Below are 12234 nucleotides of genomic sequence, written 5' to 3'. Positions count from 1 at the left end.
ATCGTGTCTCGCGCCTGACCTCTCCGTCGCAGGTCAGGCGGTCTTGTCTGTCATCTTCAGACGTTGAAGCGGAACTCCACGACGTCGCCGTCGCGCATCACGTAGTCCTTGCCCTCGATGCGGGCCCTGCCCGCCTGGCGGGCGGCGGAGATGGAACCCGCCTCCACCAGCTCGTCGAAGGAGACGATCTCGGCCTTGATGAAGCCGCGCTGGAAGTCGGTGTGGATGACTCCGGCCGCCTCGGGGGCGGTGGCGCCCTTGCGGATCGTCCAGGCCCGGGTCTCCTTGGGGCCGGCGGTCAGGTAGGTCTGCAGGCCGAGGGTCTCGAACCCGACGCGGGCGAGCTGGGACAGACCGGACTCCTCCTGGCCGACGGACTGCAGGAGCTCCAGCGCCTCGTCGTCGGGGAGCTCGACGAGCTCGGACTCGATCTTGGCGTCCAGGAAGACGGCCTCGGCCGGCGCGACGATCGCCGCCAGCCGGGCTCGCAGGTCCTCGTCCGTCAGCTCGTCGGCGTCGAGGTTGAACGCGTAGAGGAACGGCTTGGCCGTCAGCAGGTGCAGCTCGCGCAGGTCGGCCACATCGATCCCGGCCCCCTTCGCTCCGGCGTACAGGGTGGTGCCACCGTCGAGGAGCTTGACCGCCGCCTCCGCCGCATCCAGCGTGGACTTGCGGTCCTTGTTGGTCCTGGACTCCTTCTGGAGGCGGGGGATCGCCTTCTCCAGGGTCTGCAGGTCGGCGAGGATCAGCTCGGTGTTGATCGTTTCGATGTCGCGCTCGGGGGCGACGCCGCCGTCCACGTGGGTCACGTCCGGGTCGGTGAAGACCCGGATGACCTGGCAGATGGCATCGGTCTCGCGGATGTTGGCCAGGAACTGGTTACCCCGCCCCTGCCCCTCCGAAGCACCGCGGACCAGCCCGGCGATGTCGACGAACTCGACCTTCGCGGGCAGGATCTTCGCGGAACCGAAGATCTCGGCCAGCTTCTCCAGCCGCGGGTCGGGAACGCCGACGATGCCCACGTTGGGCTCGATGGTGGCGAACGGGTAGTTCGCCGCCAGGGCGTTGGCGGTCTTCGTCAGCGCGTTGAAAAGCGTTGACTTACCGACGTTGGGCAATCCGACGATGCCGATGCTCAGGCTCACATCAGCCGAGTTTACGGGGAATCACCCAGTGCTACCCGCCGCGGGCACGTCACAGGCCGCCGACATCCCCCTCCCGCTCTCCCTGTTCGGAGGGACGCTCCGGGCGACGGAACGGAGTGGCGCGGGAGCGACGCGGAGGCAGGTCCGCAAGGCGTGTCGGGAGGCCAGGATCCACCGGGCCTGCGATCATTCCGGGGTGGACGTCGTGGCACTTGTTTTCCAGCTCGCCGTGGGACTCGCCGCGGGACTCGCGATCGGATTCCTGCTGGGCCGGGCACGTGCCTCCGCGGGAGCGACGGACATGGGGGTGCGCCTGGCCGAGGCCGAGGCGCGGGCAAAGGTCGCCGAGGAGAAGGTCGCCTACGTCGAAGGACAGCTCGCCGAACGCTTCCAGGCCCTGTCGGCTCGCGCGCTCGACGTCAACAACCTGCGGTTCCTGGAGCTGGCCGAGACCCGGCTGGCCGCCAGCCGTACCGAGGCCGCCGGAGAGCTGGAACAGCGCAAGCAGGCCGTCGAGCATCTGATCGAGCCGTTGAAGGACACCCTGGCCCGTGTCGAGACGCAGCTGCGCGACACCCAGTCGGGTCAGCGGGCCGCCCACGCCGAGCTGGCCAAGCACATCGACGTCGTCCGCGAGAGCAACGACCGGCTCCACATCCAGACGGCCGCGCTGGTGCGCGCCCTGCAGCGTCCGGAGGCCAGGGGCCGGTGGGGGGAGCTCCAGCTCCGCAGGGTCGCCGAGATCGCCGGGATGCAGCGGTACTGCGACTTCGACGAGCAGGCGAGCGCCGCCACCGCCGACGGCGTGCTCCGGCCCGACATGGTCGTGCGGCTGGCCGGCGGCAAGAACGTCGTGGTCGACTCCAAGGTCTCCCTGGCCGCCTACCTGGAGGCCGCCGAGTCCGGCGACCCCGACCACCAGGCGGCCCGGCTCGACTCCCACGCCCGGCACGTGCGCGAGCACGTAGACCGGCTCGCCGCCAAGGCCTACTGGCAGGCGTTCAGCCCGGCGCCGGAGTTCGTGGTGCTGTTCATCCCGGGCGAGGCCTTCCTGGCCCCGGCTCTGGAACGCGATCCGGCCCTGCTGGAGTACGCCATGCGGCGGCGGGTCCACATCGCCACACCCACCACGCTGATCACCATGCTCCGCACCGCTCAGTACGCCTGGCAGCAGGCCGCGCTCAGCGAGAACGCGCGGGCGGTCTTCGAGCTGGGCAAGGAACTCTACGAGCGGCTGGGCACCATGGGACGGAACATGGAGGCGATGGGCCGCTCGCTGAGCAGGGCCGTGGAGTCCTACAACCGGACGGTCGGCTCCCTGGAGACACGGGTGCTGGTGAGCGCGCGCAAGCTGAACGACCTGGGGCTGGTCGAGACCGAGCTGGACGGGCCCGGGACGGTCGAGGATCTGCCGCGCGCGCTGACCTCGCCCGAACTACTGGAAGAGGAGAGGTCAAGCTCCTCTCTGATGTCCCGGCTGAACGGTAAATTGACGAACGACCTGCCCTAGAAGCCGTTCTCCTGGGACGTCGACGGCCGGACACTGGAGGCGGAGCGGAGGGGTTGGCGATGAGGGGCCGAGGTCGAGGGGGACGTCTGGTGGGCGAGCGAAGCGACGGGCAACCGCTTGGCGGGGTGATCGCGTGAGTGAACAGAAGCGCAGTGTCGGCATCCGGCTGACCGCTCGGGGCGCCATAGCGTCCATGCTGGTGTTCACACTGGTAGGCAGCGTCCTGCAGGCGTTACTCGGGTCGCCGGCACTGACCGGCGTGGCGTTCGTGGCCGGTTGCGTGGCCGCGGTGTCGCTGGTGAACCGGCGGGACCTGCTCTCGCTGGTGGTCTCCCCACCGTTGGTCTTCCTGGCTGCCACGCTGACCGTCGAGACGGTCCGGGCGCTGGGAGCGGCCTCACTGGTCCAGGCCTTCAGCCTGGGCATGCTCACCAGACTGTCGGCCGGCGCTCCGTGGCTTTTCGGCGGCTCGATCGTGGTTCTGCTCGTCGCGTGGCGCCGCGGCCTCGCCCAGTGCGTCCGCGACCTGCGCGAGGAACTGCGGGCGACCGGCCCGGACATCCCTCGCCCGAGGAGCGGCGGTGCCGGCTACGCCCCCGAACCCGAGGGCTACTTCGAGCCCAAGGTGTACGGCACGCCCCGCGAAGAGCAGTGAGGCCTCCGCGCCGGTGAGGCGCCGCGCCGTCCCCGATCCAACGTTCCGCGGACGGCGGTGAGGCCGTACGGCGACATCCGCCACCGTACGGCCAGGTGGATCGGGTCAGACGGTGGCGCGCAGGTCCTTGCGGAGCTCGTGCGGGAGGGCGAAACGGACGCTCTCCCCGACCGACTCGACCTCTTCGACGTCGTTGAACCCGTGCGCGGCGAGGCGGGCCAGGACACCGACGACGAGCTCCTCGGGGACCGAGGCGCCGCTCGTCACGCCAACCGTGGTGACGCCGTCAAGCCACTCGTCCTTGACATGTGAGGCGTCGTCGACCAGGTAGGAGGCCTCGGCCCCGTGGTCGAGGGCGACCTCGACCAGGCGCTTGGAGTTGGAGGAGTTCTCCGAGCCGACGACGATGACGAGCTGGGCCTCCGCGGCGATCTCCTTCACCGCGACCTGGCGGTTCTGGGTGGCGTAGCAGATGTCGTCGCTCGGCGGGTCGATGAGGTTGGGGAAGCGTTCCTTGAGCCGGGAGACCGTCTCGATCGTCTCGTCCACCGACAGCGTGGTCTGCGACAGCCACACCAGCCGGCTGGGGTCCTTCACCTGGACGGTCCCGACCGAGTCGAGGCCGTCGACGAGCTGGATGTGGTCGGGGGCCTCACCCGCGGTGCCCTCGACCTCCTCGTGGCCCTCATGGCCGATGAGCAGGATGTCGTAGTCCTGGGACGCGAAGCGCCTGGCCTCGTTGTGCACCTTGGTCACCAGCGGGCAGGTGGCGTCGATGGTCTTGAGGCTGCGCCGGGCGGCTTCCTGGTGGACCGCCGGGGAGACCCCGTGGGCGGAGAAGACCACGATGGCGCCCTCGGGCACCTCCTCGGTCTCCTCGACGAAGATCGCCCCGCGCTCCTCCAGCGTCTTGACCACGTGGGTGTTGTGGACGATCTGCTTGCGGACGTAGATCGGCGCACCATACTGCTCAAGGGCCTTCTCGACAGCCTGGACCGCTCGATCAACCCCCGCGCAGTAACCACGGGGCTTGGCCACAAGTACGCGTCGGGTCGCGGGGGTCTGTGAAGTCATGTTCTTATGCTACGTGGAGTGCCCGCTGGGCCGCCCACACGTCCTATGACCTCATACGGCACAGTCTTAACAGACTAGACGCCCAATACAGATCTCCCAGGGAGACGACATGGCAGTCCCGGACATCTTCCGCAACGTCACCAGAAACGTCCGAGAGGCGCTCTCCAGCCGCGAGGAGTTCAAGGAGAAGGCAAAGGAACTGCCGCTCTACGTGCTGCAGTCCACGCTGAGCGGGGTCGGTCAGGCTCTGCTGATCGGCGGCCGCGTGCGGAACTCGATCAAGCGCCTCACCGGCCAGGACGAGAACCCCGACGAGGTCCGCCCGGAGACCGCCGGCAAGCCGGCCGAGCCCGCGGAGAGCGAGAAGGCGGCGGGGAGCGTGGAGGCCGGGGAGAAGCCGGCCCGCCGCGAGCCGGTCATCTTCGCCCCGCGCCCGGAGAGCGCCTCCCCCAAGGAGGTCGCGCCCGAGTCCAACGGCTCCAAGCCCCATCCGGAGCCGGTCATCTTCGCCCCCGCCAAGCCCAGGACGGCCGCCCCCGAGGCCGCCGCCCCCGAGGACACCGGGCCCGCCGAGGCCGCAGGTCCTGCCGAAGCCGCCGAGGCCGTGACTTCCCCGCCCGCGGCCGAGAAGACCGAGGTCGCAGATGTGGAGGCCGCCAAGCCGGAGACAGGTGAGGCCGCGCCGGCGGAGGTCGCCCAGCCGGTCAGCGAGACCGTCAGCGAGCCCGTCAGCGAGCCGGTCAGCGAGCCCGTTGAGCCGATGCCCGGCTACGGCCAGCTGACGATCGCGTCCCTGCGCGCCCGGATGCGCGGTAAGTCCGCCGAGCAGATCCAGGAGCTCCTCGACTACGAGCGGGCCACCACCGCCCGTGCGGAGGTCGTGCGGATGTACGAGAACCGGCTGGCCAAGCTGGCCGCGGCGGCGGAATAGCCGCACCGGCGCGTAGGCTCCCGACCATGACCTCGAAGACCACTCCGGAGCAGCCGCTCCCGGTCCGCACGGTGTTGCAGATGGTCGGCGGCTGGATCGGCAAACTCGGCACCGTCTGGGTGGAGGGGCAGATCACCGAGCTGACCGCCCGCGGCGGCACGGTGTTCCTGACGTTGCGTGACCCGGTGGCCAACGTGTCGGCCCGGGTCACCTGCCCCCGCGGCGTCTACGAGGCGACCGTCCCCCGGCCGGTGGACGGCGCCCGGGTCGTCATGCACCTGAAGCCGGACTTCTGGGTGAACAAGGGGTCCTTCGCCTTCACCGCGCTGGAGATGCGGCCGGTCGGCGTCGGTGAGCTGCTGGCCCGGCTGGAGCGGCTGCGCCAGGTGCTCGCCGCCGAGGGGCTCTTCGGAGTCGACCGCAAGCGACGGCTGCCGTTCCTGCCCGGCACGATCGGGCTGATCTGCGGCCGTGACTCGGCCGCGGAGCGCGACGTGCTGGAGAACGCGCGGCGCCGCTGGCCCGCGGTGCGGTTCACGGTCGAACCCGTGGCCGTGCAGGGGCCGTACGCGGTCGGAGAGGTCATCGAGGCCCTGCGGAGGTTCGACGCGGACGGCGAGGTCGACGTCATCGTGATCGCGCGGGGCGGCGGGTCGATGGAGGACCTGCTGCCCTTCTCCGACGAGTCACTGGTCCGGGCGGTCGCCGCGTGCCGGACCCCGGTGGTCAGCGCGATCGGCCACGAACAGGACAACCCGCTGCTCGACCTGGTCGCCGACCTGCGGGCGTCCACGCCCACGGACGCCGCCAGGAAGGTCGTGCCCGACGTCGGCGAGCAGCTCACGCTCGTGCGCCAGCTCCGCGACCGGGGGCGCCGGGTGGCCGCCGGCTGGCTGGAGCGGGAGACGGCGTGGCTGGCGGCGACCCGGTCCCGGCCCTCGCTTGCCGATCCGGTCCGCGAGATCGAGCGCAGGGCCGAGCAGGCCGAGCAGCTCAGAGAACGGGCGAGGCGTTCCCTCACCGCCTCCCTGGACCGCGCCCAGGACTCCCTGGGGCACCTGCGGGCCCGTCTGGTCGCCCTGTCCCCCGCCGCCACCCTGGAGCGCGGCTACGCGATCGTGCAGCGCCCCTCGGGCGAGGTCGTACGGCTGGCGGGCGACATCGCCCCTGGGGACGAGCTGACGATCCGGTTCCCCGACGACAGGGTGACGGTCAGGAGGGATGCCGCCACGTGAGCGAGGGGTAGAAGTGGCCGTCGGTGACGAAGCCGAACTCGCGGTAGAGCGGTTCCGCGTCCGACGTGGCGTGCAGGTCCACCCTGCGGATCTCGCTGTCGCGGTACCACTGCATGAGCATGGACATGATGGCCCGGCTGTGTCCCCGGCGCCGGTGGCCGGGGTCGGTGGTCATGCCCTGGATGTAGCCGTAGCGGCCGTCGGGGAGGCTGGGGCCGGGGAACCGCTCGAAGATGAGACCGATCCCGCAGGCGGCCAGGCCGTCCTCGGGGGCGTCCACCACGTAGACGGCCGTGTCGTCGCTGCCCAGCCGCTCCCGGAGGCTGTCGGCATAGGCTTCCTGCCAGTGGCCGTCGACAGGGAAGCTGCCGTCCTGGGCCATCCGGTCGGCCAGGATCTCACGTAGACGGACCAGTTCGGGGATGTCCTCGGGGGTCGCGTCGCGAACACTCATCCATGAAGTGTCCCAGTCCTGTGGTCCGGAGCTTTCAACGGAGCGGGCGCACCCTAGGGTGGTGGGTGTGGCCGATGAGAAGACACCGTCGTACGAGCAGGCACGCGAGGAGCTGACCGAGGTGGTCCGCCGCCTGGAGGCGGGCGGGCTCACGCTGGAGCAGTCGATCGAGCTCTGGGAACGGGGCGAGAGGCTGGCGTCGCTGTGCGAGGAGTGGCTCCAGGGCGCCCGGGTGAAGCTCGCCGCCGCCATGGCGCAACGCCGGCAGCCCGACCCCTCCGGCGACGCGCCCTTCTAGGGGGCCGTTTCCGTCTGCTGCTTGATGGATCCGGCCAGGGCCGACAGCTCGTCCCACTGGGCGGTGCCGGTGACGACGACGGTGACGTCGGGCAGGAGCCGGACGAGGGAGCGCTGGTCCTTGTCCTTGCGGAGGCGTTGCTCCCAGGTCACACCGCCGATCTGAACGCTGCCGACGACCTCGCTGGTGTTGGCCATCCGGTTGGCGAACTCGGCCGCGGGCTTCTCGTCGCTCTGGGCGAGCATCGCGTGGGAGCGCTTGGCGGTGGCGAAGCCGAGCCTCCAGCTCACCACGCCCTTCTCGCTGGTCATCCGGGAACTCGTCGGAATCCAGCCGGCGGGCACCGGGTCGGGCGACCACACCTGGTAGGGCGCGGAGTGGCGCATGTTGGCCACGTCGATCGAGAAGTCGACCTGGGGGATGTGCTCTTCCCTGCTCTGCGGTGCGATCAGCAGAAAGACGCCGACACCGGCGAGGCAGACCAGCATCGCGATCGCATAGCCGTAGAGACCCTGAGTGAACCGTTCCACGTCTGTCGACACTAGCCGTTCGTGGGCGCGCTCCCTCCCTCAGGGCGCCGGATCTCCCCGATGATGGCCAGCACGCCCTCGACGAGGTCGCGGGAGGCGGCCTCGTCCTCGGACAGGGCGATCTCGGAGACGGCGGCGGCGAGCGCACCGGTGAGGACCACGACCAGCGCGCCTTGGTCGCCCTCGAACAGGGCGGCGTTGCGCTTGGCCCACTGACGCAGCCGGTCGCGCATGATGACCTCGAACCCGGGCGGTCCGTCGCCGCACAGGAACAGCGCGGAGATCTCCCGCTCGGCGAGGCAGCCCTCCAGGTAGGCGCGGGCGCCGGCGACGAACAGCCGCATCGGGTCGGTCTCGCCCCCGGCGCGGACCTCCTGGACCGCCTGCCTGGTCCGCTGGGTCTGCCGCGTCTGGAACTCGTCGAAGAGCGTCAGATAGAGATCGGCTTTGCCGGAGAAATGATGGTAAAGGCTGCCCACGCTCGCCCCTGCGCGGGAGACCACGTCGGTGACCCCCGCCTCCGCGAAACCGCTCGTGACGAAGACCTCTCGTGCCGCGTTGAGGAGTGCGACGCGCGTGGCGGCACCCCGCTCGGAGGTCCGTGCAGTCACGCCTTTCACCTGCCGATCCATGTCGCTGCTCATGGTGGGCACATTATCCCCCGGTACCCGTGAGAAGGGGGGCAACTACGATCGTTGGAGTAATCCACGAGAGGGGCTCCTCGTCATGTCCGATCAGACATCAGTACCCGCCGCACTCGCCACGGGCGCACACGCCCCTGATCGCAACCTTGCGCTCGAACTGGTCAGGGTGACCGAGGCCGCCGCGATGGCGGCGGCCCGCTGGGTGGGCCGCGGCGACAAGAACGGCGCAGACGGCGCCGCGGTGAACGCGATGCGCCAGTTGATCAACACGGTGTCGATGAGCGGCGTGGTGGTGATCGGCGAAGGTGAGAAGGACAACGCGCCGATGCTCTACAACGGCGAACAGGTCGGGGACGGCAGCGGCGCCGCGTGCGACGTGGCCGTGGACCCGATCGACGGCACCCGGCTCACCGCACTCGGCATGCCCAACGGCATCTCGGTCATCGCGGTCAGCGAGCGCGGCTCGATGTACGACCCGTCCGCGGTCTTCTACATGGACAAACTGGTCACCGGACCCGAGGCCGCCGCGTCGGTGGACATCAACGCGCCGGTGGCCGACAACGTCGCCGCCGTGGCCCGCGCCAAGGGCGGCAAGCCCTCGGACGTGACCGTGGTCATCCTCGACCGGCCACGCCACGACAAGATCATCAGCGAGGTCCGGGAGGCCGGCGCGCGGATCAAGCTCATCACCGACGGCGACGTGGCCGGAGCGATCATGGCCGCCCGCGTGGGCACCGGTGTGGACCTGATGCTCGGCATCGGCGGCACCCCGGAGGGCATCATCGCGGCCTGCGCCCTCAAGTGCCTGGGCGGGGTCATTCAGGGCAGGCTGTGGCCGCAGGACGACGCCGAGCGCCGCCGGGCTCTAGACGCCGGCCTCGACCTGGACGCCACGCTGAGCACCGACGACCTGGTCCGGTCCGACGACGTGTTCTTCGCGGCCACCGGGATCACCGATGGCGAGCTCATACAGGGGGTCCGCTACCGGGGCGGCTACGCGGTCACCAGCTCCCTGGTCATGCGCGGCCGTTCCGGCACGATCCGCAAGATCGAGAGTGAGCACCAGCTCGCGAAGCTGCGCGCCTACAGCGCGATCAACTTCGACAGCGCGAGCTGAGCGGCCCGGGGGTGCCGGTGGCCGGGCCGCTCAGCGGCGGAACCACGGGCGGCGGGGGCGTTTGGGCGGCTTGGCGAGGATGGTGCCCAGGGCGACTGTTCCGGTGATCTCGATGACCGGACCGTCGGGCGAGGGGGGCACCTGGTTCTTCTTGCCCGACATGAAGCTGGAGGCGGGCATCTCGATCCGGACGCCTTCCGGGACGATCAGGGTGAGGGTCGCGGCCACCACGGTGACCTGGAGGGTCACGTGGCCGGACTGGAGCAGCGCCTCGCGCATGTCGAGCGTGACGTTGGCGCAGATCGCGGTGGCGGAGAAGCGGGTGGGCACCACCCAGCGGCCCGAACGCTCGTCCGAGCCGAAGAAGGCCATGACCGGGCGGACGTCGGTCCGCAGTGGCTGAGCCTCGGGCGGGAGCAGGTCGGCGGTGAGCGCGGCGAGTTCGCCCAGCGTGCGGGCGTGGTACAGCGCCGCGACCCGTTCCTCGTGTTCCTCATGGTTCAGCCGGCCGTCGGCGAGCGCGTCGCCCAGCACGGTGGCCACCCGTTCCCGGTCGGCGTTTCCCGCCCGCAGATCGCCGGGGCGCGGCTCGCCCGCACCATTACGCATGGCCGGAGTCTGGAAGCTGTCCACCCTTTGACCATAATCCCCGGAGGGACTCCGGCGGCAGGCCATTGACCGCCGGAGATGGCGCCACGCCGTGTGGAGCGTCCAGTTGGAGCGGGGCTCGCGGATCAGAGGTAGGGGCGCTGGGCCCGCTTGGCGCGCTCGTAGACGAGCCGGGCCCGCCGTGCCTCCGGCAGGTCCGACACCTCGGCCACCGGGACGTCCCACCAGGCGGTGGTGTCCGGTCCCGGACCGGGGACGGTCTCGACGTGGACGACGGTGGTCCGGGCGGACTCGCGGGCGTTGGTCAGAGCCACCCTCAGGGACTCGGGACCATCGGCGCGGAGCACGTCGGCGCCCAGGCTGGCCGCGTTGGCGGCCAGGTCCACCGGCAGGAACGCGCCGTCCAGCTCGCCCGTGGCGCCGCGCATCCGGGAAGCGGTCCCCAGGCGGCGGCCCCCGACCGACTCCGACAGGCCGCCGATGGAGGCGAAGCCGTGGTTGTCGACCAGGACCACGACGAGCTTGACGCCCTCCTGCACGGCGGTGACGATCTCCTGGGCCATCATCAGGTAGGACCCGTCGCCGACCAGCACGAAGACCTCGCGTTCCGGCGCGGCCAGTTTCACACCGAGCCCTCCGGCGATCTCGTAGCCCATGCAGGAGTAGCCGTACTCCACGTGGTAGGTCCCGGGGCCGCCGGCCCGCCACAGCCGGTGCAGGTCGCCGGGCATCGACCCTGCCGCGTTGACCACCACGTCCGCCGGCCGGGCCACCTCGTTGAGCATGCCGAGCACCACCGGCTGGGTCAGCGCGTCCCCAGTGGTGAGCAGGGAGACCTGCTCCTGCCAGTCGTGGGTCAGCTCCGCGGCCCCGGTGGTCCAGCCGGGGTCGGCTGTCCAGTCACCGGGATCCAGGGCCCGCAGCGCCTCGCGGGCGTCGGCGACGAGCGTCTCGCCGGAGTGCTTGGCCGCGTCGAAGGCCGCCACGTTCACGTTCAGGAAGGCGGCTGAGCCGAACAGGGTCCGGGAGGCGGTGGTGAAGTCGGTGTAGCGGGTGCCGACGCCGATGACCAGGTCGGCGTCGCGCGCCAGGGCGTTGGCGGCGGCGGTCCCGGTGTGCCCGACCGCGCCGACCGAACAGGGATGATCGTACGGCACTGCCCCCTTACCCGCCTGGGTCTCGGCCACCGGTACGCCGTGCCGGGTGGCGAAGGCCGCCAACTGCTCCGACGCCTCGCTGTAGATCACCCCGCCCCCGGCCACGACCAGGGGGCGCCGCGACCGTCGCAGCAGCTCCAGCGCCCGGGCCAGCGCGGCCGGTTCGGGCACCGGGCGGGCCACGTGCCACACGCGCCTGCGGAACAGCTCCTCCGGCCAGTCGTACGCCTCCGCCTGTACGTCCTGGGGCAGCGCCAGGGTGACCGCGCCCGTCTCGGCCGGGTCGGTCAGCACCCGCATGGCGGCCAGCAGTGCCGAGGGGAGCTGCTCGGGCCGGTTGATCCGGTCGAAGAACCGCGATACCGGCCGCAGGGTGTCGTTGACGGTCACGTCGTAGGAGCGGGGGTCCTCCAGCTCCTGCAGCACCGGGCTGGCGACCCGGGTGGCGAAGACGTCGCCGGGTAGCAGCAGCACCGGGATCCGGTTGATCGTGGCCAGCGCCGCACCGGTGACGAGATTGGTGGCGCCCGGGCCGACCGAGGTGGTGCAGGCGAAGGTGGACAGGCGGTTGCGCGTCCGGGCGTAACCGACCGCGGTGTGCACCATGGCCTGCTCGTTGCGGGCCGGATAGTACGGCAGGACGTCGGCCGTCCCGGCTCCCTGCTCTGCCAGCGCCTGTCCGATGCCCGCCACGTTGCCGTGGCCGAAGATGCCGGAACAGCCGGCCACCAGCCGCCGCTCGACACCGTCGCGCTCCGACCACTGGTTCCCGAGGAACCGCACGAGCGCCTGTGCCACCGTGAGTCTCATCGAAATCCTCCAGCGTGGAGAGCTCGGGCTCCGGCTCCTACCACCGTGAGTCTCATGGGAATCCT

The 12234-nt window shown here is 70.7% G+C and carries 13 protein-coding genes; 6 read left to right on the top strand and 7 right to left on the bottom strand.

Going from position 1 to position 12234, the window contains the following annotated elements; genetic code table 11:
* Positions 1 to 56: 56 nt before the first annotated feature.
* On the bottom strand, positions 57 to 1145 hold the full coding sequence (gene ychF, locus ACIN94_RS04605) for a redox-regulated ATPase YchF (RefSeq protein ID WP_400699617.1): 1089 nt from the start codon (positions 1143 to 1145) through the stop codon (positions 57 to 59).
* A 196-nt stretch (positions 1146 to 1341) separates the two neighbouring features.
* Between ychF and ACIN94_RS04600 the strand changes: the two genes are divergently transcribed.
* Positions 1342 to 2655, top strand: coding sequence for a DNA recombination protein RmuC (locus tag ACIN94_RS04600; RefSeq protein ID WP_400699614.1), 1314 nt, complete (start codon positions 1342 to 1344; stop codon positions 2653 to 2655).
* Between the two features lie 133 nt (positions 2656 to 2788).
* Positions 2789 to 3310, top strand: a complete 522-nt coding sequence (locus tag ACIN94_RS04595) for a DUF6542 domain-containing protein (protein WP_400699611.1) — start codon at positions 2789 to 2791, stop codon at positions 3308 to 3310.
* A 105-nt stretch (positions 3311 to 3415) separates the two neighbouring features.
* On the opposite strand, the gene ACIN94_RS04590 is transcribed toward ACIN94_RS04595, so the two are convergent.
* Complete coding sequence (locus ACIN94_RS04590) at positions 3416 to 4384, bottom strand: 4-hydroxy-3-methylbut-2-enyl diphosphate reductase (protein ID WP_400699609.1); 969 nt, start codon at positions 4382 to 4384, stop codon at positions 3416 to 3418.
* Positions 4385 to 4493: 109 nt separating this feature from the next.
* Here ACIN94_RS04590 and ACIN94_RS04585 point away from each other — a divergent pair, with 109 nt between their 5' ends.
* Positions 4494 to 5315, top strand: coding sequence for a hypothetical protein (locus ACIN94_RS04585; protein WP_400699606.1), 822 nt, complete (start codon positions 4494 to 4496; stop codon positions 5313 to 5315).
* 26 nt (positions 5316 to 5341) lie between these two features.
* Positions 5342 to 6550, top strand: a complete 1209-nt coding sequence (xseA, locus tag ACIN94_RS04580) for an exodeoxyribonuclease VII large subunit (protein WP_400699603.1) — start codon at positions 5342 to 5344, stop codon at positions 6548 to 6550.
* Here the strand turns inward: xseA and ACIN94_RS04575 are convergent.
* Positions 6528 to 7004 carry a GNAT family N-acetyltransferase gene (locus ACIN94_RS04575; protein ID WP_400699600.1) on the bottom strand — a complete coding sequence of 159 codons (477 nt, stop codon included), beginning with the start codon at positions 7002 to 7004 and terminating at the stop codon, positions 6528 to 6530. The genes xseA and ACIN94_RS04575 overlap by 23 nt on opposite strands.
* Before the next feature lie 67 nt (positions 7005 to 7071).
* Here ACIN94_RS04575 and ACIN94_RS04570 point away from each other — a divergent pair, with 67 nt between their 5' ends.
* Positions 7072 to 7302 (top strand): exodeoxyribonuclease VII small subunit, encoded by a 231-nt coding sequence (locus tag ACIN94_RS04570; protein ID WP_400699597.1) that lies wholly within the window; start codon positions 7072 to 7074, stop codon positions 7300 to 7302.
* Here the strand turns inward: ACIN94_RS04570 and ACIN94_RS04565 are convergent.
* On the bottom strand, positions 7299 to 7832 hold the full coding sequence (locus ACIN94_RS04565) for a DUF4245 domain-containing protein (RefSeq protein ID WP_400699594.1): 534 nt from the start codon (positions 7830 to 7832) through the stop codon (positions 7299 to 7301). The genes ACIN94_RS04570 and ACIN94_RS04565 overlap by 4 nt on opposite strands.
* 11 nt (positions 7833 to 7843) lie before the next feature.
* Positions 7844 to 8476, bottom strand: coding sequence for a TetR/AcrR family transcriptional regulator (locus ACIN94_RS04560; RefSeq protein WP_400699591.1), 633 nt, complete (start codon positions 8474 to 8476; stop codon positions 7844 to 7846).
* A gap of 82 nt (positions 8477 to 8558) precedes the next feature.
* Between ACIN94_RS04560 and glpX the strand changes: the two genes are divergently transcribed.
* Positions 8559 to 9593 (top strand): class II fructose-bisphosphatase, encoded by a 1035-nt coding sequence (gene glpX / locus ACIN94_RS04555; protein WP_400699589.1) that lies wholly within the window; start codon positions 8559 to 8561, stop codon positions 9591 to 9593.
* Positions 9594 to 9623: 30 nt separating this feature from the next.
* Here glpX and ACIN94_RS04550 read toward each other — a convergent pair whose 3' ends face one another.
* Positions 9624 to 10226: a DUF1707 domain-containing protein gene (locus ACIN94_RS04550; protein ID WP_400699587.1), complete on the bottom strand. Its 603-nt coding sequence runs from the start codon at positions 10224 to 10226 to the stop codon at positions 9624 to 9626.
* A gap of 101 nt (positions 10227 to 10327) precedes the next feature.
* Positions 10328 to 12169: a 3D-(3,5/4)-trihydroxycyclohexane-1,2-dione acylhydrolase (decyclizing) gene (iolD, locus tag ACIN94_RS04545; protein ID WP_400699584.1), complete on the bottom strand. Its 1842-nt coding sequence runs from the start codon at positions 12167 to 12169 to the stop codon at positions 10328 to 10330.
* Between the last annotated feature and the right edge of the window lie 65 nt (positions 12170 to 12234).

The sequence above is a fragment of the Streptosporangium sp. NPDC087985 genome (genome assembly GCF_044741965.1).
GTDB lineage: Bacteria > Actinomycetota > Actinomycetes > Streptosporangiales > Streptosporangiaceae > Streptosporangium.
This window is presented reverse-complemented; position numbering and strand designations above follow the sequence as displayed.